Source organism: Halomonas sp. A020 (genome assembly GCF_027943625.1).
In the GTDB taxonomy this organism is placed as follows: domain Bacteria; phylum Pseudomonadota; class Gammaproteobacteria; order Pseudomonadales; family Halomonadaceae; genus Vreelandella; species Vreelandella piezotolerans.
Genome location: NZ_AP022850.1, coordinates 12,899 through 32,698, shown reverse-complemented (window position 1 = coordinate 32,698; position 19,800 = coordinate 12,899). Strand labels below are relative to the sequence as shown.

The window sequence follows — 19,800 nt, the reverse complement described above, 5'->3', positions numbered from 1 at the left end:
GCGGGGTAATGTCGTTGGCATTGCCAAAAAGCAGCTTACGCTTTTGCGGTCCAGGATTGGCACCAGCCTTCTGGGGCAACGCTATTTTCGGGGAAGAGCTGGCAACCCTCGGTGTCTGCATTGAAGAACATGCAGTTAGAGCAGAGTTCGCCCTCTTCATAAGCGGGATGGTCACTCGCATCGCTAGCTTCTTCAACGTAGTTGAGCGCCTGAGCAGTAGGAGAGGACGGATCCAAGCGCGGGAGTTCCTGGGCAAAAGCACTCTTAGACAGGATTCCAGCACCAAACGGCAGGGCGGCGAGGCCAAGCACGCTGTTACGCATGAACTTACGACGGCTCTGATTAGCCATGGTGTCTCCTTATCGTCACGGTCTGACGTTTTACTACGGTGATCGGGTGGTGGTCCACCTCTTAAAACTCCGACAATTCTTATAAATCGGAGGTCTAAGGTACATGCTAGCGCATGCTAAAAATTAGTGCGAATAACCTTATAAATAGCGCGACAATTAGCCACGCCGGGCACCAGCGCTTGGCCGAGCCTTACAGGCTGCTATACTCGCCCCGTAGCGTGATAACCACACTTCATGAGCAGCGAGGGCGCCATGCAAAACGCAGTGATCTTGATCAATACCGAAAAAGGCCAGGTAAAAGCCGTTGCCGAGCGCCTAGCCGATGTAGAAGGGATCAGTGAAGTCTACTCAACTTGTGGTCGTTACGACTTGGTGGCCATTGCTCGAACCCGCGACTTCGAGAGCCTCGCCGAGCTGGTGACCGAGCGGCTCAATGTGGTAGAAGGGATCAGCGATACCGAAACGTTGAACGCCATGCAAGTACACTCTCGTCACGACCTGGAAACCATGTTTTCGCTTGGCTGGTAGTACAGGTCAGTGAAACAGTAGCTCATAAATACATAAAAGAAGTGGCTCAAAAGAAAGTGCAGGGGAGTGACGTCGTTGGGGAATTCATTTGTGCGCTGGCGCCGGCAAGGGCGGCGTCTGGGCATTGCTGTGCTGTTTGTCATGGTGGGCACCGGTCTATGGGAGTTCCAAGGACGGCAACACCAAGAGGCATACACCTGGAAAGGCGTGCCTACTTGGGAAACGTTTAGGCCTACCACCATACATCGGGTGTTGCGTAACGACGGATTTTTGGCGGGGTGGTCGGATGTGCGTGTCGGTGCGCTATGGGTGAGCTATCAAGTCGCTGCCGTGCCGGACGACACGCGCATCGGGGGCCGACCCAATTTTCAAGCAGACTGGAGAACGCTTTGGCCCGTGGGCACCGACAGCTACTCAGGCAGTGGCTATGATCGCGGACACCTAGCTCCCAACTACGCCATTGCTGCGGTGCATGGCCGCCGTGCGCAAATCGATACTTTCTTGATGAGCAACATGGCGCCTCAACGACCTAACTTGAACCGTCAGCTGTGGCAGCGTTTGGAAGAGTCGGTGATGGACCACTTTGCGCCTCGTTTCGAGCGCTTGCAGGTGATCACTGGGCCCATTTACCCGGAGCGCTTCATGGATAACGTGTTCAATCGCGTGGGCTTCGTGGAAGTGCCGATAGCGTTTTATAAAATCATCGTCGCCCCCCACGAGGAAGCGCCTTTGGCGCTAGCGTTCATCATGCCCCAAGAGGTAAGAGGTAACGAGCCGCTGGATGATTATCTCGTCACCATCGATGAGGTCGAGGCGCGAACGGGGCTCAATTTCTTTCCAGACTTAACGCCTGCGATGGAGGCGGTGCTTGAGGGCGAGTTACGCACCCAAGGCTGGGCACTGGAAGAGGTGGCGCGTCGGCCGGGTCGCTACCAGTAAGTCGGCGGGCGAGAGTCGTTTGATTTTCGCTCGTCGTCGTGTATCACCGTAGTAGGGTTTAGGCGCGACAAATCAACATTTGCAGAGAGGAATGGGTCCAATAAAAAGAAGAAGTGCATCAACGTTTCGCACTGACGAAAAAGAAGCGTAAGAACAAAGAGAATAAAAGAAGGAAAGATATGAAAGAGTGATGCGGATGGGAACCCATCATGGTGCCCAGGAGAGGACTTGAACCTCCACGTCCGTACGGACACTAGCACCTGAAGCTAGCGCGTCTACCAATTCCGCCACCTGGGCGCATCATCTTTTCGTTTGTGGTCACAGCGCAACGTTCGTATTCGCATGGTGCCCAGGAGAGGACTTGAACCTCCACGACCATACGGTCACTAGCACCTGAAGCTAGCGCGTCTACCAATTCCGCCACCTGGGCGAACACGAACTCACTGCCGTAGCCTTTGCTACTGACTTGCCGCTGCACCATCGTGACGTCATGAAAAGGGGGTAACATGATGTCAAGTGGTGCCCAGAAGAGGACTTGAACCTCCACGACCATACGGTCACTAGCACCTGAAGCTAGCGCGTCTACCAATTCCGCCATCTGGGCAAGTGGCGCGTATGATACCCGGGTCGCCGCTAAATGCAAGCCCTTAGGCGGATTTTTTAACGCTGAAATACCATTAATGGGACGTTAGGTGGTTGGGTGATTGAACGGGCAGCGCTATACTGCGCCCATGACCAAACAAAACATGCCATGTGTCAGCTCATTAGTCGCTGATGCCGACGCCAGTTGCGTCGATAGTGATTCCCGCCCGCAGTGCCATGGCGCTGCGCCAACTGTCCGCCTCCCGCAAACGCCATCAAGGATGTTGATCGCATGAAGTACTGGACGTTAAGTGATGATCCGCACGCCGAGCGCGAGGCGCAAAAGTACGACAACCCTGCGCCCAGCCGCGAATATCTGTTAGCTGCCTTAGAGAGCTACGGCAAGCCCATCACCCATGAAAACATGAGCCGCATGTTGGGCATCGAGGATGAAGATCATCTCGAAGCCGTGCGTCGACGCATGGCCGCTATGGAGCGCGACGGGCAAGTGCTGCGTGATCGACGAGGTGCTTACGCGCTGATCGATAAGCTCGATCTGATTAAAGGTAAGGTGCTTGGGCATCGCGATGGTTTTGGCTTCGTGCTCAGAGATGATGGCAAAAAGCCGGATCTCGTCCTGCCGCCTCGTCAAATGCGGCGTGTGTTTCACGGGGATCACGTGCTGGTACGCATTAGTGGTCGTGACCGTCGCGGTCGTGATGAAGCGACCATTGCCGATGTGATTGCCCGTAATACTCAAACCATTGTCGGTGTATATCGTAGTAACACGCCGGAGTTTGGGGTGTTGATTCCTGAAAACCCGCGTATTACGCAAGAAGTGATCATCCCACATACCGCCTGTGGGGGTGCCAAAGACGGCCAGGTCATTTCGGCCAAGATCGTGCAGCAGCCCGCCACGCGGGTGCAGCCGGTGGGTGAAGTCATCGAAGTGCTAGGTGAGCGTATGGATCCTGGCATGGAGATCGACATTGCCATTCGCAGTTACGATATCCCTGCCGAGTTTCCGCCAGAGGTACTGGATCAAACCAGCGAAATCTCTGCCGAGGTCTTGGAGGAGGATAAAAAGCATCGCGTCGATCTGCGTGATATTCCGCTTGTCACCATCGATGACGAATCTGCCAAAGACTTCGACGATGCGGTCTGCGCTTGGAAGACCAAATCCGGTAGTTGGAAGCTGTTGGTAGCGATTGCCGATGTGTCGCACTATGTTCGACCCGGCACTGCGCTGGATGATGAAGCGCGTACGCGTGGGAACTCGGTTTACTTCCCCGGTCAAGTCGTCCCGATGTTGCCGGAGCTGCTCTCCAATGGCCTCTGTTCGCTGAATCCGCATGTCGACCGCCTGGTGATGGTGTGCGAGATGAATATCTCCAAAACCGGCGCCATTAGTCGCTACTCGTTCTATGAAGCCGTGATGAACTCCCATGCACGCCTGACCTATAACAAGGTGGCGGCCATGCTGGACGGCGAGAGCGAAGAGGGTGAGGCGCTGCGTCGTGAGCATGCGGAATTGGTCAAGCCGCTCAAGAACCTGCACGAACTCTACGGCCTGCTGCGTACCGCCCGTGAAGAGCGGGGCGCGATCGACTTCGATACCACCGAAACGGCGATCATCTTCAACGATGAGCGCAAGATCGAAAAAATCGTGCCGCGAACGCGTAACGACGCTCACAAGCTTATCGAGGAGTGCATGCTGGCCGCCAACGTGGCCACGGCGCGCTTCCTGGACAAGCACGACCTTCCAGCGCTCTACCGTATTCACGAGCGGCCCACGCCCGAGCGTTTAGACAAGCTGCGCCTGTTCTTGAGTGAGCTGGGGCTTTCCGTGGGTGGGGGCGACGAACCCACGCCGCAAGATTATCAAGCGCTACGCGAAGCCATCGCTGACCGACCGGATGCCGATATCATTCAGACGGTCATGCTGCGCTCGATGAACCAGGCCGTTTATTCGCCTCAGAACGAAGGACACTTCGGTTTGGCGTACCAGGCGTATGCGCACTTTACGTCACCGATTCGCCGCTATCCCGATCTCTTGGTTCACCGCGCTATTCGCTCGGTCATTCGCGGGCCGCGCCAGACCAATACGGTCGTGCGGGTAGAAGGGGCACCGGTAGAGCCGCCGAGCAAGTGGTGCCCCTATACCTTCGAGCAAATGCTGGAACTGGGCGAGCACTGCTCGATGACCGAGCGGCGCGCGGATGAAGCGACTCGCGATGTCGAGAGCTGGCTCAAGTGTGAGTTCATGTCCGATAAGCTTGGGGAGACGTTCGAAGGCACGATTGCCTCGGTGACTCAGTTCGGCCTGTTCGTGCGCCTCGATGACTTCTATGTCGAAGGGTTGGTACATGTAACGTCACTGCCCTCGGACTACTACCACTACGAAGCCGAGAAACATCGCCTGAAAGGGGAGCGCACGGGGACTACCTACCGCTTGGGCGACGGTCTGACCGTTCAAGTGGCGCGTGTCGATATGGACGATCGGAAAATCGACTTTGGTTTGGCCGACGACAAGCCGCGCCCGCGTCGTCAGCCCCGTAAGCGTCGTGGCGAAGAGGGTGGACCCAAAGCGGCCGCCGCCACCGATAAACCGCCAGCGCGTCGCGGCCCGCGCCGCACGCGCAGCGGCTCGCGCAAACCATCAGCGAAAAAGGGGTGAGCATGAAATCGTCGTCGTCTCGACGTCACCCTCAAAAGGCCATCCGCACGCCGGATGGCTTGGATCACGTCTACGGCGTTCACGCCCTCGAGAGTCTGCTCGAGCGGGGAGAGGCACCCCGCGAGCTGTGGGTTCAGCAAGGGGCGGGTAACCGCTTGAAAGAGCTGGTGGCAAGCGCCCAGGCCAGTGGTGCACGCATCAAAGAGCAGCCCCGGGATGTGCTCGATCAGCTCACCCAGGGCGCGGCGCACCAAGGCGTGGTGGCGTTTTGCGCGCCTTTGACGCCCGAAGGGGAAGAGTCGCTGTGGTTGAAATTGCGCGCCTGGCAGGCATCTACACCGCCCCTGCTACTGGTGCTCGATGGCGTCACCGATGTGCATAATTTCGGTGCCTGCCTACGCAGTGCCGATGCCGCCGGGGCCCACGGCGTGATCGTGGCGAAAGATAAAGCCGCACCGCTCAACGCCACGGTCAGAAAGGTGGCCTGTGGGGCGGCGGAAGTCGTGCCGGTCTATCAGGTCACGAATCTATCGCGCACGTTGGCCAAGCTCAAAGATGCGGGTGTCTGGATTACCGGTACTGCCGGTGAAGCAGAGACCAGCGTGTTCGAGATCGACATGACGGGTCCTACTGCACTGGTGATGGGCGCCGAAGGCAAGGGCATGCGCCGGTTGACCCGGGAAGCCTGCGATAATCTCGCCAAGCTGCCCATGGCCGGGCAAGTGTCGAGCTTGAACGTCTCGGTGGCCACCGGTATCTGCCTGTTCGAAGCCGTTCGCCAGCGGCAGCTTGCAAGTTAGCGGCCAGCCCACTAGAATGCTTGCGCCCGTTTATTCATAAGCGGGCGTTCGTATGGATAACTCATCCGTACGATTAACAGTTCTGCTTGATGCGCTATCTCGGCTGTTCGCGGCCTAGAAAGGGCATTTCAGTTAACTCCTTGCTTCCCTGTCGCCGTTGAGGCATCTGCCCCAGCGCGCATCGGAAGCTGCCAAACCGCAAGGAGATTCCATGCGTCATTACGAAATCGTGTTTATGGTCCACCCGGATCAGAGCGAGCAAGTGCCGGCTATGGTCGAGCGCTACACCAGCATCGTTACCGAAAACGCTGGTACTGTGCATCGCCTGGAAGATTGGGGCCGTCGTCACCTGGCTTACCCGATCAACAAGATCCACAAAGCCCACTACGTGCTGATGAACGTCGAGTGCACCGGTGAGACTCTCGAAGAGATCGAGAACATCTTCCGTTTCAACGACGCCATCATCCGCAGCCTGGTCGTTCGCTGCAAAGAAGCGATCACCGAAGCGTCTCCGATGATGAAGCCGGCAGAAGAGAAGCGTCCGCGTCGCGAAGAAAAACCGCGCGCTGAAGCTGAAGAAACTGCCTGATTTTATCCACCGCACGTTTTAAGGAGCTAGTCCATGGCACGTTTTTTCCGTCGCCGTAAGTTTTGCCGCTTCACCGCTGAAGGCGTCAAGCAGATCGACTACAAAGATCTCGACACGCTGAAGGCTTACATCACCGAAACCGGCAAGATCGTTCCGAGCCGCATCACCGGCACCAAAGCACGCTATCAGCGTCAGCTGGCGACCGCTATCAAGCGTTCACGCTACCTGGCACTGCTGCCCTACTCCGATAGCCACCAGTAAGCGTTTGACGTGATGCTGGCACTCGCAAGATGGCTGATGCGTGGCACGCCCTATGCCGCAGGCGGGGCAGCGCTAGCAGCGTTAGTGCCCTGGCTGTTTTGGTTGGGTGCGGCCATCGCAGCGTTAGTGACCTTGCGCAAGGGCTTTGCTCCCGCGCTACCGGTGATTATCGCTGCGGCATTACCAGCTGGTTTCTGGTGGGCGCAGGGCGATGTGATTCCGCTGGCGAGCGTACTACTCGTCTCGCTAATGGCGGTCATATTGCGCGAAAGGATGCGCTGGAGCGAAGCTTTGATCGTTGGCACCTTAGCGGCCGCGGTCATGGTTCAGCTTGGCATCTTCAGCCCGCCGGGTGGCACCGAACTCATGCTGGAGCAACTGCGCGAGAGCTCGCAAGAGATCGACCGCATGCTCACGGAGTTTGCCAACCAAGGCATCGATACGACGACTCTGGCCGCCATGGTCATTGGCGGCGTCACGGGGTTGGTTGTGCTGTTAGCGGCCATCGCATGTCTGGCGCTAGCACGCAGCTGGCAGGCTGGGCTTTATAACCCAGGTGGCTTTCGTGATGAGTTTCATGCCTTGCGTTTGACACCCAAGGAGCTCGCTATCTTAGTGGGGCTTGGGGTGGCAGGCATGGTGCTGGGAGCGCAGGCGCTGGCCATGCTGAGTTGGATTCCGCTGCTGATCGCCGGTATTGCGTTAGTGCACGGGTTTATTGGAATAAAGGGGATGAACGGGCTGTGGCTGGTAGCATTCTATGTGCTGCTGATCACGACCTGGCCCACGATTCTCATTGTGCTGCTGTTGGGGCTGATCGATACATTCGCGAACGTTCGCGCACGCCTTGCCCGCAGCAATTGACAAGAGGTTTACGAGATGGAAGTCATTCTGCTCGACAACATTGGTAAGCTGGGCGGCCTGGGTGACAAAGTCACTGTCAAGCCCGGTTATGGTCGTAACTACTTGGTACCCTACGGTTTAGCCGTACCGGCCACCAAAGAGAACGTAGAAGCGTTCGAAGCGCAGCGTGCCGAGCTCGAAGCACAAGCCGCTGAGCGTAAAGCCGAAGCCCAAGCACGCGCTGAGCAGCTCAACGACATCGAACTGTCGTTGGTGTCCAAAGCCGGTGACGAAGGCAAGCTGTTCGGCTCTATCGGTCCGCGTGACCTGGCCGACGCCATCTCCTCTGCTGGCATCGAAGTTGCCAAGAGCGAAGTGCGTATGCCGCAGGGCCCGATTCGCCAAACGGGCGAATACGACATCGACCTCCACCTGCATGCAGAAGTGGACGCCGTTGTACGCGTGGTCGTTGTCGCCGAGTAATCTCGCTCGCCAACGCTAACGCCTCAAAGGGCGCGGGATCTCCCGCGCCCTTTGTCTTTTATGAACCGCTGACGAGTGTGATTCGGCCAGTGGTGTGAAGGAAGCTGCCCGGCTAAGATAAGCGCCGTTGGCAACGCGTTACATTTAAGGAGCTCGCTATGCAGGACCAGCCCTCTGCTGATCAGGAAACGGCGGCGCTAAAGCTGCCGCCGCACTCGCTAGAGGCGGAGCAGTCGGTGTTAGGCGGGCTCATGCTAGACAATCAAGCCTGGGATAACGTGTCCGAGCGCTTGGTCGCCGACGATTTCTATCGCTATGAGCACCGTTTGGTGTTCAACGTGATGATTCACTTGGCGGAATCAGGGCAGCCGCTCGATGTGGTCACGCTGTCCGAAGCGCTGGAAGCGCGGGACCAGTTGGATACCGTCGGCGGGCTAGGGTTTCTGGCGGAGCTTGCCCGCAATACGCCCTCGGCCAGCAACATACGCGCCTACGCGGATATCGTTCGCGAACGCGCCACGCTGCGCAAGCTGATTCGTGCCGCCAACCAAATCGCCGAAGGGGCGTTCTCACCGCAGGGACGACCCGCCGATGAGCTGTTGAACGAAGCCGAGCGGCTGGTGTTTCAAATTGCCGAAGAGCGCCCCAAAACCGGTGGACCTATCGGTATGAGCGATCTGCTCACCAAAGCGGTCGACCGCATTGATGAGCTATTCAACCTCAAAGGCGAGATGACTGGTCTCTCCACCGGTTTCCGCGATCTGGACGAGATGACCTCGGGTCTGCAGCCCTCCGACTTGGTGATCATCGCTGGGCGTCCATCGATGGGTAAGACGACATTCGCCATGAACTTGGTCGAGCATGCGGTCATCTCTAGCGACAAGCCGGTCATGGTGTTCTCCATGGAGATGCCCGCAGAGTCGCTGATGCTACGGATGCTCTCTTCACTGGGGCGCATCGACCAGACGCGCGTTCGCTCGGGCCAGCTGGAAGATGAGGATTGGCCAAGGCTCACATCGGCTGTCAACCTTCTCAAAGACAAACAGCTGTTCATCGATGATACCGCCGCGCTCTCGCCCAATGAGATGCGCTCGCGACTGCGCCGTATCGTGCGTGAGCACGGCAACATGGCGCTGATCATGATTGACTATCTTCAGTTGATGCAGATCCCTGGCTTTTCCGAAAACCGCACGGGGGAAATCTCTGAGATCTCACGCTCTCTGAAAGGTTTGGCAAAGGAGTTCAACTGCCCGGTCGTGGCGCTTTCGCAGCTTAACCGCTCGCTCGAACAGCGCCCCAACAAGCGCCCCGTGATGTCGGATTTGAGGGAGTCGGGCGCGATCGAGCAGGATGCGGACGTCATTGCCTTCGTTTACCGGGATGAGGTGTATAACCCCGACAACCCAGATAACCAGGGCATTGCGGAGCTCATCATCGGTAAGCAGCGTAACGGGCCGATTGGCACCGTTCACATGGCTTTCATTGGTAAATACACGCGCTTCGAGGATTTGGCGCCCGATAGCTATGGCGAGGCGTTTGGCGATTAACTTGAGCGTCATGGGGGAGAACGTATAATGCGCACCCTCATGAGCAGTTCGCCTCGAGCAGATAGAGAGACAGGAGTAACAAATGGCAGGTGGTTTTAGGCGCGGTAACCGCAAACGTCTTCCGAAACTGGAAGGCCGTGGTGAACTCCAGTCGCTAGAGCGCGAAGGCCCTTTCAAAGAGTGGCTGGGCATGCCCGATCTCTATCGCTACTTTTTGGTGGTGGAGGGGGAGAAGTACAGCTACCAAACCGAAGATGCTGAACTCCCCGTCGTGGTAGGCGACAAAGTGGTGTTTCGCTATAAAGAGACCAAAGGTGGGAACTGGATCGATCGTAACTCGCTGGGCAAAGCAATCGACCCCTCCGAGTATCAATAAGTCGACCGTTAGTTGACGATTGAGACAGGAACTCTTCCCTGTTATTGCCGTCTTAGGCAGTTAGTGCCAAGGTAATATGATTGTCATGGAGCCGCTTCATGCTGTGTTCCATGACGATGACCAATAACAGGAGGGAACCATGGAACTGAAAGCGCTGAAACAGTTCGTCGTGAATCACGACAATTTTGAAATCCGTGTGATTACCCATTCGGGTAGTCGTTTTTACCAAGTCGAGCTTGAAGATGTAGAAGGTGAGCGCCACATGTTGATGCAGCGCGGTAAACCGATGCTGTTTCGCTCACTGGATGACGTTTATCTAGAGCTCAAGCGTGCGGGTATCCATCGCGCCTACTTAGTGCAGCACGTGCCTCAAGATGAGGTGATTGGCCGCGACGCTCATTATAGTGCGCCGCTGACCTCGCGTATGCCGCTCGTCTTTTGATCCAGCCGCTGTATTAGCTGACGGTTTTACCCTGTCGTTTTTCCCACCATCGCCCCAGCCGAATACGGCGACGGGCAAAGAAACGGTAGCCTGCATCCATCATGCTGCGCAGGCCCGGTAAGCAAGATAGCTTTACCAGCCGCCGGTAGCCCAACACCGCATAGAGGGCCCGGCTGGCGTCCATCCCGATGAACCACCTCCCTTCTTGATCTTGCAAATGCAGTTGGCCCATCATGGCGTCGAAACTGCGACCGACCTCGTCTGGCTTGAACTCGCTGCTCTGAATATCGACCAGCCGAACGCGAGACCGATGGCGGTGTTTGGCGAGCCAAGCGACTTCCACTCGGCAAAAGGGGCAGTCCCCGTCATGGTAGAGCGTGACCGGAGCCTGGGCATCCAGCGCTGCGAAACGGCTCATGAGCGGTTCTCCGAGTTAGATGTAGAGGAAGCGTGTTGGGCAGCAGAGGCATAGCCCTTCGTATGCGCCGGTTGGCCGTAGCCTTTACTGGTTGGCAGTTTGGCAAGGAATTGCTCGGCCTGCTGGCGAATGGCCTCGCGCTTCTCCTCTTTCATGCGTCCTAACGAGCCATAAATGAGCTTCATTCGTGGATTACGGTTGAGCCGTTCCGCATTGGTTTCCAAAAAGTGCCAGTAAAGACTGTTGAAAGGGCAGGCTTTGGGGCCGGTCATCTGTTTGGGCGAGTAGCGACAGTGCTGACAGTGATCAGACATCTTATCGATGTATTTACCCGAAGCGCAGTAAGGCTTGGAGCCCATCAAACCGCCATCGGCGTGCAGTACCATCCCGAGGGTATTAGGCAGTTCGACCCACTCGCAGGCATCGGCGTAGACGGCGAGGTACCAGTCGCACAGCGCTTCGGGCTTGACGCCGCACAGCAGGGCAAAGTTGCCGGTGACCATGAGTCGCTGGATGTGGTGCGCATAGCTGTTGTCGATGGTCATTTGAATGGCGCGCTGCAGGCAGCGCATGTCGGTGTTGGCGTCCCAATAAAACGCGGGCAGCTCGCGGGTGAAGCCTAGCTGGTTCTCCTGTTTGTACCCGGGCATGTGCGTCCAGTAGAGCCCGCGCACGTATTCGCGCCAGCCGAGTATTTGGCGGATGAAACCCTCTACCGCATTGATAGGCGCTTTGCCCGCATGGTAGTGCGCCTCGGCGGCGTCACACACTTCCATCGGCGAGAGCAGGCCAATGTTCATCGCCGCAGACAGGCGTGAGTGATACAAAAAGGGTTCTCGGTCACTAATGGCATCTTGGTAGCGGCCAAAGTCTGCTAGCCCGTGTTCGATGAAGTGGTTCAAATCGACCAGTGCCTGCCGCCGGGTGACCGGCAAGTTGAAGGTCTCCATCGTTCCCATGTGATCAGCGAAATGGTCAGCGGCGTCCTTAAGAGCTGCTTTTGTCACGTCATCCTGGCCGTGGTTGGGCAGCGCAGGAAAGCTCAGCGAGGTATCGATGGGCTCGCGGTTGTCGTGGTCGTAATTCCACTGGCCGCCGCTGGGCGTGTCGCCCTCCATGAGCAGGCCGGTACGCTTGCGCTGCTCGCGGTAGAAATACTCCAGGCGCAGCTGTTTGCGGCCCTCTGCCCAGCGTGAAAAGTCGTCCGGTGTGGTGAAGAAGCGGTCATCTTCCCACAGCTGCCAGGGGAGGGCGTTGTGTTGGCGCTGCTGCATGTCGTTCCACAGCCGCCACTCGCCGGGGCGGGTAACGCGAATTTCATCACAGCCGTACTGCTTGGCGAGCCGCTCGGCTTCTTCTATCAGCGACTGGGTGTTATCGCCATCATTGATGCGGCTGTAATGCACCGTATAGCCTTTGTCTCTCAAGGCGTCGGCAAAGTGGCGCATGGCGGCCATGAAAAGACCGATCTTATGCAGATGGTGCGGCACGTAGCGTGCTTCTTCGGCCACTTCGCACAGCGCCACCACCGCATTGGAAGGCGCTTCGCGAAGGGTTGGCAGCGTCAGCGTGAGCTGATCACCCAGTACCAGGAGTAACGGCTTGGACATGAGTTGGCCTGCAGTTATACAAATAATGTTGATAGTATAACTTTATGCCGCGACTTTGCTGAAAAGTGTTAAGATTTTGCCCATTACGTACACCCGAGGAGTTAGCGAGATGGCCGATAGCATCGTGAAGGATCAACCCGGTGAGGGGCGCTTGGCCCACGCGCCCAGCAGCCACCCTGCCGTTCCCCGCGCCAAGGTGGGCGTCGTTCTAGCGAATCTGGGAACGCCCGATGCCACCGATTACTGGTCCATGCGTCGCTATCTCAGCGAGTTCTTGTCCGATAAACGAGTCGTAGATTATGCCGGATGGAAATGGCAGCCTCTTTTGCAGCTCATCATCCTAACCAAGCGTCCGTTCTCCTCGGGCAATGCGTACAAGAGCATCTGGAATAACGAGAAGAACGAAAGCCCGTTGCTGACCATCACCCGTGCACAAACGGAAAAAATGACCGAGCGCCTGAAAGCGCTTTACGGCGACGATGTCGAGGTCGATTTCTGTATGCGCTACGGCAATCCTTCAACGGACAGCGTGCTCAAACGCATGAAAGAGAAGGGTTGTGAGCGCATCGTCTTCTTCCCGCTCTATCCGCAGTACGGCTCGCCCACTACCGCTACTGCCAATGATCAAGCGTTTCGTACGCTGATGAAAATGAAGTGGCAGCCCTATATCCGTACCGTACCGGCCTATTTCGAGCATCCGACGTATATCCAGGCGTTGGCTAACTCGGTACAAGAGGCGTACGACGGCTTCGATAGTCGTCCCACCAAACTCGTGGCGAGCTATCACGGCGTGCCGGAGCGTTATCTGATGGAGGGTGACCCCTACCACTGCCAGTGTCAGAAAACGACACGCCTACTGCGTGAAAAGCTGGGGTTGAGCAAAGAGGAGGTCGATACTGCGTTTCAGTCGCAGTTCGGTCCTGAAAAGTGGGTCGGTCCGCAAACGGTCGACCATGTTGCCGAACTGGCGAAACAAGGGCACAAGCACATTGCGATTCTTTCGCCAGCCTTTTCCTCTGATTGTGTCGAGACCCTCGAAGAGATCAAAGAGGAGATCCACGATAGTTTCATGGAAGCGGGTGGTGAAACCTTTAGCTACATCCCTTGCTTGAACGATCGCGATGACCATATCGATGCACTATTGGCGGTAGTGAATAACGAATTATCGGGTTGGTTACCAACAACGTAACGTCATATGGCGGTGCATAAAACCGCCTAGCGTATTGCGCTAGGCGGTTTTTTATTGAGAACGACTTTCCTAGAAAAGTGGGAAGGGTTGGTATAAGGTTTGTGGATATAAAATCACACTTATTCAACGCTCGAACGGCTGCTGACGTGTCGACAAGCGGCCGTTTTGAGGTGAATGCACGCAATTAGGGAGAAGGCGCCGGATGCAATTTGCCGTATTAATGGGCTTCGTGTTGGCAGCGCTGTCACCGCTGCTCAACCGCTGGTTTGGGGAGCGAGCAAGCCTGCTGCTTGCGCTATTTCCGGCACTTTTGGCCGCTTGGTTGTTAAGCCAAGCGCCGTTGGTTCTCCATGAGGGCCCTCAGCTATTGGCGTGGTCGTGGGTGCCGTCATTGGGTATCAGCTTAAGCTTTTTGCTCGATGGCCTGTCGCTGCTGTTTGGCTTGCTGATTACGGGGATCGGCACCTGCGTCTTGGTCTATGCAGGTGGCTATTTGAAAGGTCATCAGGATATGGCCCGTTTCCATTTGGCTCTGGTCGCGTTCATGGCCTCCATGCTGGGGCTCGTGCTCGCCGATGGCCTGCTTACGCTATTCATTTTTTGGGAACTGACCAGCATCACCTCCTACCTCCTGATTGGCTTCAATCACCAGGATATCGAGGCGCGTAAATCGGCACGTCAAGGTTTGTTCGTGACGGTGGCCGGTGGGTTGGCACTGATGGCAGGGCTAGTGCTGCTGGGTGTAGCAAGCGGTAGCTGGTCTCTCCATGACATTCTGCGCGCCGATGAGGACCTTCGCCAACACGCGCTCTATACCCCCATGTTGATCTGTTTGTTGCTGGGTGCGTTTACCAAATCGGCGCAGTTCCCTTTCCATTTCTGGTTGCCCAACGCCATGGCAGCGCCAACGCCCGTGTCCGCCTATCTGCACTCCGCCACCATGGTGAAGGCGGGCATTTACTTATTGGCACGGCTGCAGCCCGAGCTGGGTGGCACTGCCCTATGGATGACGATACTCTCCGTGGTCGGAGCGACCACCATGCTGACCGGCGCTTTTCTGGCGATTCATCACACCAACATCAAGAAGTTGCTGGCGTACTCGACGGTCATGGCGCTGGGTACGCTGACCATGCTGTTAGGCATTGGCTCCGAGTATGCCATGACAGCGTTCGTGACGTTCTTGCTGGCCCACTCACTGTACAAAGGCGCCCTGTTCATGGTGGCGGGGATTCTCGATCACGAAACCGGTACCAAGGATGTCACGGCCATGGGGGGACTGCGCAGCGTGATGCCCGTGACGGCGACCATTGCACTGATAGCAGCGCTTTCCTTGGCGGGTGTGCCACCGTTACTCGGCTTTATCGGTAAAGAGCTAATGCTCGAAGCAGCGCTAGGCGCCGAGCGTGTCCGGTCAATATTGGTGGTGTTCGCCTTTATGGCGGCCGTGTTGACCATTGCGGTGGCGTCCATCATCGCGCTGCGACCTTTTTATGGCGCACGCCATGAAACTCCTAAAACGCCCCATGAAGCACCGCTAAGCATGCTGATCGGCCCAGGCCTATTGGCCCTTGGATCGCTCGCGCTTGGCTTAGCGCCCGCCATGTTGGGAGCCGATGCGTTATTGACGTCGGCGGCCACGGCAGTGGCGGGGGAGGCGCTGCCGATCTCGCTGTCGCTGTGGTATGGCGTCAACATGGCGTTGATCATGTCCGTGGTGAGCCTACTGCTCGGTTTCTTTCTCTTCAAGCGTTGGGACAGTGTACGTGGCCAGTTGGCCAGACTGACCCCCGTGATGCGCTATGGGCCCGAAGCAGGCTACGAGGGCCTGATGAATGGCATCGTGCGCTTTTCCGAGTGGCAAACTCGACTCCTGCAAAACGGCTATATGCGTAACTATATATTGGTGATGCTGGTCGTGCTGATTGCGCTAATCGGCAACTCCATTTTGTTGCGCCATTCCCCCCAGCTAGCGCTCGAGCTAGACGTGCGCTTTCACGAAGTGATCGTGGTGGGCACCATGGCGATGGGGGCTCTGTTCGCCACGATTTCGCGCTCTCGGTTGGGAGCCGTTGTCTCGGTCGGCATCATGGGCTTCTCCATTGCGCTGATCTTCATTCTGTTCAGCGCGCCGGACTTAGGCATTACCCAACTGCTCGTTGAAACCATGACGGTGATTCTGCTAGTCCTGGTGCTCTTCCGGCTGCCTCGCTTCTCCAACCTCTCCACGAATCTGGAGCGCATTCGCGATGGGTCGGTTGCAGCGACCATGGGCGTGCTGATGCTCTTATTGATCATGACGGCGTGGAGTATCGATCAGTTCGAAAGCATCTCGACCTACATGGTCGAGAACAGTGCGCCGCTTGCCCATGGTCGAAATATCGTCAATGTCATCCTGGTCGATTACCGTGCCCTCGACACCTTGGGTGAGATGTTCGTGCTAGCGTTGGCCGCCATTGGCGTGATTGCCATGCTCAAGCTTCGCCACGGCGAAACGGAGGGTAGGACAAATAGTGGCGAAAAAGCCAGCGTGAAGGAGCCCTACGATGGTTAAATCAGGCACGATCATTTTAAACACCGCAGCGCGCTTTCTCATGCCGCTGCAGCTCATGTTCTCGGTCTTCCTGCTGCTGCGGGGGCATGATGAGCCCGGGGGAGGATTCATTGCTGGGCTCGTGGCAGCGGGCGCGTTCACTTTGTATTTATTTGCCTTTGGCGTAAGCGCCACGAAAGAGGTACTGCGCATGGTCGACCCGCGAGACTTGATCGGCGCAGGACTCTTTTTTGGGATGATCTCGGTAGTGCCCGCTTGGTTCATGGGGCAGCCTTTTCTGACTGCTCAGTGGTGGACGATTCCGGTGATCGACTTCAAAGCCTCGACGCCGCTGATTTTCGATATTGGCGTCTATCTGGCGGTACTGGGCTCCGTCATGGGTATGGTCATGGCATTAATGGAGGTGGATAAGGATGAGCCATAAGTCCCTTAGACTCATCGAATCGGGAGGTCGCCGATGGAACCGTTAATGGCCCTCGTCATAGGCCTGCTCTACGCGACCGCCATATTCATGATGTTGCGTCGCTCTATCGTCAAGCTGGTGATTGGTCTGCTGCTGCTGTCCAACGCCGCTAACCTGTTAATTTTTACCACGGCCGGTATGACGCGGGGTGCGCCCCCCCTGATCCCCGAAGGCATGATGCAGCCATTGGGTGGCGTTGCCGACCCCTTGCCGCAAGCAGTGGTATTGACGGCTATCGTGATTGCCTTTGGTGTATTGGCGTTTGCGGTGGTGCTGATTCGCCGCGCTTATGAAATCGTCAAGGCGGATGACTTGGACAAGATGAAGGATACCGACACGTGAGGCCTGAAGTCGCACTTCCCGTTTTACTGCCGCTACTTTCTGGGGCCATTTCGCTGATGTTTTGGCGTTCGCGCCCGATGCAGCGTTTTATTGCCGTGGCGGGCAACGTCGCGCTATTCGTCGTCAGCCTGTGGCTGTTCGTTGCGGTCTTGGAAGATGGCTACATCACCATTCAAATGGGCAGCTGGCCAGCACCGTTTGGGATCACGCTCGTCGCTGACATGCTCAGCGCTGTGATGATACTGCTCACCGGCATCATCGGCTTGGCCATGGGGATTTACTCCCTGGCGACGACTGGCCGCGGCCACGAAAAATTTGGCTACTACCCGCTGATGCATTTGCTACTGGCGGGGGTGGCGGGCGCCTTTTTAACGGGCGATATCTTCAACCTCTATGTCTGGTTCGAAGTGATGCTGGTGGCCTCGTTTGCGCTCCTCACGCTCGGTGGCGAGCGCGCCCAGATGGAGGGCGCCATCAAGTACGTCACGCTCAACCTGCTGGCTTCGGTGATTTTTCTCAGCGCGGTGGGGTTGCTCTACGGCACGGTGGGAACGCTCAATATGGCCGATATTGCGCTGCGCATGGATGAGGCCGAGCACAGCGGTATGGTCGAAGTGCTGGCGGTGATGTTCATGGTGGCCTTTGGTATCAAAGCCGCCGCGTTTCCGCTATTTTTTTGGCTGCCTGCGTCCTATCATACGCCGCCGGTGGCGGTATCGGCGTTGTTTGCGGGACTGCTCACCAAGGTGGGCGTTTACTCGCTGTTTCGGGTATTTACGCTGATCTTTGATCAAACCATGGGCTACCTCCAAGACATCATGCTGTGGGGAGCAGTATTGACCATGGTGACCGGCGTGTTAGGCGCCGCCGCTCAGTATGAATTTCGTCGTATCCTCTCGTTTCATATCGTCAGTCAGATTGGTTACATGATATTGGGACTGGCGCTCTATACGCCGCTGGCCATTGCCGGCGGTGTGTTCGCGATCATGCACAATATCATCGTCAAGACGAACCTGTTCTTGATCAGCGGCATTACGCATCGCCTCCAAGGGACGTACCAGCTCAAAAAAATGGGTGGGCTCTATCGTGAGCGGCCTTGGCTGGCCGTCGCGTTTTTTATCAGCGCGTTTTCTCTGGCGGGTATCCCACCGCTCTCGGGGTTTTTTGCGAAGTTCGTGCTGGTGCGCGCGGGCTTTGAGGCAGAGGCTTACGTGGCGACCGGCATCGCTCTGGCCGTGGGTTTGATGACGCTCTACTCCATGGTGAAGATCTGGAACGAAGTGTTCTGGAAGGCGCTACCTGAAGAAAACCAGGTGCCCGAAACACCGACACCGACTGGCGATGACGGCCGGTTGCTGAAGCCCAGCCTGTGGATGATGTATCTGCCTGTCGTGGTGCTGGCCATGATGTCCCTGCTCATTGGCGTGTTTGCCGAACCCATCATGCTGGTGATGAACCAAATAGGCGATCAATTGATGACGCCTTCAGGCTATATCGAAGCGGTACTCGGTGCCTCCGCAAGCGCGGAAGCAGCGCTACTGGATCCCCTTGAGATACAGGCCGAACGTGTCGATGACCGCTTGGAGGAAACACCATGACAGGCGCCATTTGGAACCTCTTGCTTGGTTTGGCCTGGGTGCTGCTGAGCGGCGACTTCTCCGGGTTGAATTTGTTGGTAGGGATGATTTTTGGCTATATCGCGTTGCTGCTGATCGAGCCTCAAGTCGATGGGTTGAAAGGCTATCCTGCTCGTGTGCCGCGCTTCATCGGCTTTCTCGGCTTTTTCATCAAAGAGTTGGTTCAGGCCAACTTACGCGTGGCATTCGATATCCTGACGCCGCCTTGGCACATGCAGCCGGGGGTCATTGCCTTACCGCTGTCGGCACGCACCGAAATGGAGATCACCCTGGTGGCGAATTTGATTTCGCTCACACCGGGTACCCTGAGCCTAGACGTGTCCGATGACCGTAAAGTGTTGTATATCCATGCGATGTTCCTGGACGACGAAGAGGAGCTTCGGCGCAATTTGAAAGAGATGGAACACAGGGCACTGGAGTTATTTCGTTAATGGAAACCGTGATTTTAATTAGTCAGGTGATCATGGGCTTGGCGCTCGTGCTGACCTTCGTTCGCGTGGTGCGTGGACCTAGTCTGCCAGATCGCGTAGTGGCCCTAGAACTGTTCTCGACGACGGTCGTGGGGTTGGTCGGTGTGTATGCCATTCAATCGGGCGTCTCCAGCTTTTTGGATGCGGCCATCGTCATTGCGTTGATGGGGTTTTTGGCCGCGATTGGCTTTGCACGCTTCTTGGAACGGGGAGGGCCTCGGGATGATTGATGCCATCAAAGGCGCCATGCTGCTGGTTGGCGCGAGTTTTATGCTGCTAGCCGCCGTAGGGCTCCTTCGCTTGCCCGATCTACTGACACGCATGCATGCCACCACCAAAGCCGCCGCGCTGGGTGTGATTCTGATCATGTTGGCCTCGGCCATGCATTTTGCCGAGGTAGGGGTCGTCGCTCGTTCGTTAGCCATTATCGTGTTCATTTTGATCACCGCACCTATTGCCGCCCACGTGATTGGCCGAGCCGGTTACTTTGTAGGTTCTCGGCTTTGGAGCGGCACGGTCAAAGATGAGCTGCGCCCTAACTACGACCCGCTCACCCATGAGCTGAAAAGCGGTATGGAGACGCAAGAAAACGCGAAGCGCCACCCTCGCAATACCGATCCCGACTAACGTTAAGAGTCACCGTAATTAAGAGAAGCCACCCAGGTTGGGTGGCTTTTTTTATGCGCGACTTAAAAGAGGGTAG

The 19,800-nt window shown here is 56.8% G+C and carries 22 protein-coding genes and 3 tRNA genes; 19 read left to right on the top strand and 6 right to left on the bottom strand.

Going from position 1 to position 19,800, the window contains the following annotated elements; genetic code table 11:
* Nucleotides 1-35: 35 nt before the first annotated feature.
* Nucleotides 36-350, bottom strand: a complete 315-nt coding sequence (locus FRH_RS00200) for a high-potential iron-sulfur protein (RefSeq protein ID WP_139526799.1) — start codon at nt 348-350, stop codon at nt 36-38.
* Nucleotides 351-602: 252 nt separating this feature from the next.
* Between FRH_RS00200 and FRH_RS00195 the strand changes: the two genes are divergently transcribed.
* Nucleotides 603-878, top strand: coding sequence for an Lrp/AsnC ligand binding domain-containing protein (locus FRH_RS00195; protein ID WP_219861336.1), 276 nt, complete (start codon nt 603-605; stop codon nt 876-878).
* Nucleotides 879-968: 90 nt separating this feature from the next.
* Nucleotides 969-1,817 carry a DNA/RNA non-specific endonuclease gene (locus FRH_RS00190; RefSeq protein ID WP_139526804.1) on the top strand — a complete coding sequence of 283 codons (849 nt, stop codon included), beginning with the start codon at nt 969-971 and terminating at the stop codon, nt 1,815-1,817.
* A gap of 210 nt (nt 1,818-2,027) precedes the next feature.
* Here the strand turns inward: FRH_RS00190 and FRH_RS00185 are convergent.
* The 3 genes from FRH_RS00185 to FRH_RS00175 form a co-directional block, all read right to left on the bottom strand.
* Nucleotides 2,028-2,114: transfer RNA gene (locus FRH_RS00185), tRNA-Leu, on the bottom strand.
* A 46-nt stretch (nt 2,115-2,160) separates the two neighbouring features.
* A tRNA-Leu gene (locus tag FRH_RS00180) sits at nt 2,161-2,247 on the bottom strand.
* Nucleotides 2,248-2,334: 87 nt separating this feature from the next.
* Nucleotides 2,335-2,421: transfer RNA gene (locus FRH_RS00175), tRNA-Leu, on the bottom strand.
* Between the two features lie 270 nt (nt 2,422-2,691).
* Between FRH_RS00175 and rnr the strand changes: the two genes are divergently transcribed.
* The 9 genes from rnr to FRH_RS00130 all read left to right on the top strand — a co-directional run bounded on the left by rnr (nt 2,692) and on the right by FRH_RS00130 (nt 10,417).
* The gene (gene rnr, locus FRH_RS00170; protein ID WP_219861334.1) at nt 2,692-5,076 is read left to right on the top strand and encodes a ribonuclease R; all 2,385 of its coding nucleotides are present in this window, start codon (nt 2,692-2,694) and stop codon (nt 5,074-5,076) included.
* Between the two features lie 2 nt (nt 5,077-5,078).
* On the top strand, nt 5,079-5,876 hold the full coding sequence (gene rlmB, locus FRH_RS00165; protein WP_153843763.1) for a 23S rRNA (guanosine(2251)-2'-O)-methyltransferase RlmB: 798 nt from the start codon (nt 5,079-5,081) through the stop codon (nt 5,874-5,876).
* A 211-nt stretch (nt 5,877-6,087) separates the two neighbouring features.
* Nucleotides 6,088-6,465, top strand: a complete 378-nt coding sequence (gene rpsF / locus FRH_RS00160; RefSeq protein WP_044628490.1) for a 30S ribosomal protein S6 — start codon at nt 6,088-6,090, stop codon at nt 6,463-6,465.
* Nucleotides 6,466-6,498: 33 nt separating this feature from the next.
* Nucleotides 6,499-6,726, top strand: a complete 228-nt coding sequence (rpsR, locus tag FRH_RS00155; protein WP_009097135.1) for a 30S ribosomal protein S18 — start codon at nt 6,499-6,501, stop codon at nt 6,724-6,726.
* Between the two features lie 12 nt (nt 6,727-6,738).
* Nucleotides 6,739-7,590 (top strand): hypothetical protein, encoded by an 852-nt coding sequence (locus tag FRH_RS00150; protein WP_139526938.1) that lies wholly within the window; start codon nt 6,739-6,741, stop codon nt 7,588-7,590.
* Nucleotides 7,591-7,605: 15 nt separating this feature from the next.
* Complete coding sequence (gene rplI, locus FRH_RS00145) at nt 7,606-8,052, top strand: 50S ribosomal protein L9 (protein WP_044628492.1); 447 nt, start codon at nt 7,606-7,608, stop codon at nt 8,050-8,052.
* A gap of 158 nt (nt 8,053-8,210) precedes the next feature.
* On the top strand, nt 8,211-9,599 hold the full coding sequence (gene dnaB, locus FRH_RS00140; protein ID WP_139526810.1) for a replicative DNA helicase: 1,389 nt from the start codon (nt 8,211-8,213) through the stop codon (nt 9,597-9,599).
* An 82-nt stretch (nt 9,600-9,681) separates the two neighbouring features.
* Complete coding sequence (locus tag FRH_RS00135; protein WP_139526812.1) at nt 9,682-9,975, top strand: hypothetical protein; 294 nt, start codon at nt 9,682-9,684, stop codon at nt 9,973-9,975.
* Between the two features lie 139 nt (nt 9,976-10,114).
* Complete coding sequence (locus FRH_RS00130; protein ID WP_153843762.1) at nt 10,115-10,417, top strand: DUF6482 family protein; 303 nt, start codon at nt 10,115-10,117, stop codon at nt 10,415-10,417.
* Nucleotides 10,418-10,430: 13 nt separating this feature from the next.
* Here the strand turns inward: FRH_RS00130 and FRH_RS00125 are convergent, their stop codons facing one another.
* Nucleotides 10,431-10,835: a DUF393 domain-containing protein gene (locus FRH_RS00125; RefSeq protein WP_139526816.1), complete on the bottom strand. Its 405-nt coding sequence runs from the start codon at nt 10,833-10,835 to the stop codon at nt 10,431-10,433.
* Entirely contained in the window at nt 10,832-12,445 is a 1,614-nt protein-coding gene (locus FRH_RS00120) for a cryptochrome/photolyase family protein (protein WP_219861332.1), read from the bottom strand. Before FRH_RS00120 ends, FRH_RS00125 begins: the two co-directional genes overlap by 4 nt.
* Nucleotides 12,446-12,554: 109 nt before the next feature.
* Here FRH_RS00120 and hemH point away from each other — a divergent pair, with 109 nt between their 5' ends.
* The 8 genes from hemH to mnhG all read left to right on the top strand — a co-directional run bounded on the left by hemH (nt 12,555) and on the right by mnhG (nt 19,724).
* A complete protein-coding gene (hemH, locus tag FRH_RS00115) occupies nt 12,555-13,634 on the top strand; it encodes a ferrochelatase (protein WP_139526820.1) in 1,080 nt (359 codons plus the stop codon).
* 202 nt (nt 13,635-13,836) lie between these two features.
* Nucleotides 13,837-16,185, top strand: coding sequence for a putative monovalent cation/H+ antiporter subunit A (locus FRH_RS00110; RefSeq protein ID WP_219861330.1), 2,349 nt, complete (start codon nt 13,837-13,839; stop codon nt 16,183-16,185).
* Nucleotides 16,178-16,609, top strand: coding sequence for a Na+/H+ antiporter subunit B (locus FRH_RS00105; protein WP_044628498.1), 432 nt, complete (start codon nt 16,178-16,180; stop codon nt 16,607-16,609). Before FRH_RS00110 ends, FRH_RS00105 begins: the two co-directional genes overlap by 8 nt.
* 33 nt (nt 16,610-16,642) lie before the next feature.
* Entirely contained in the window at nt 16,643-16,990 is a 348-nt protein-coding gene (locus FRH_RS00100; RefSeq protein WP_139526823.1) for a Na+/H+ antiporter subunit C, read from the top strand.
* Nucleotides 16,987-18,588 (top strand): Na+/H+ antiporter subunit D, encoded by a 1,602-nt coding sequence (locus FRH_RS00095; RefSeq protein ID WP_139526825.1) that lies wholly within the window; start codon nt 16,987-16,989, stop codon nt 18,586-18,588. The genes FRH_RS00100 and FRH_RS00095 overlap by 4 nt, the downstream gene beginning before the upstream one ends.
* The gene (locus tag FRH_RS00090; RefSeq protein ID WP_044628501.1) at nt 18,585-19,058 is read left to right on the top strand and encodes a Na+/H+ antiporter subunit E; all 474 of its coding nucleotides are present in this window, start codon (nt 18,585-18,587) and stop codon (nt 19,056-19,058) included. The genes FRH_RS00095 and FRH_RS00090 overlap by 4 nt, the downstream gene beginning before the upstream one ends.
* Entirely contained in the window at nt 19,058-19,327 is a 270-nt protein-coding gene (locus tag FRH_RS00085) for a cation:proton antiporter (RefSeq protein WP_044628502.1), read from the top strand. The genes FRH_RS00090 and FRH_RS00085 overlap by 1 nt, the downstream gene beginning before the upstream one ends.
* On the top strand, nt 19,320-19,724 hold the full coding sequence (gene mnhG / locus FRH_RS00080) for a monovalent cation/H(+) antiporter subunit G (RefSeq protein ID WP_139526827.1): 405 nt from the start codon (nt 19,320-19,322) through the stop codon (nt 19,722-19,724). Before FRH_RS00085 ends, mnhG begins: the two co-directional genes overlap by 8 nt.
* Nucleotides 19,725-19,800: the final 76 nt, after the last annotated feature.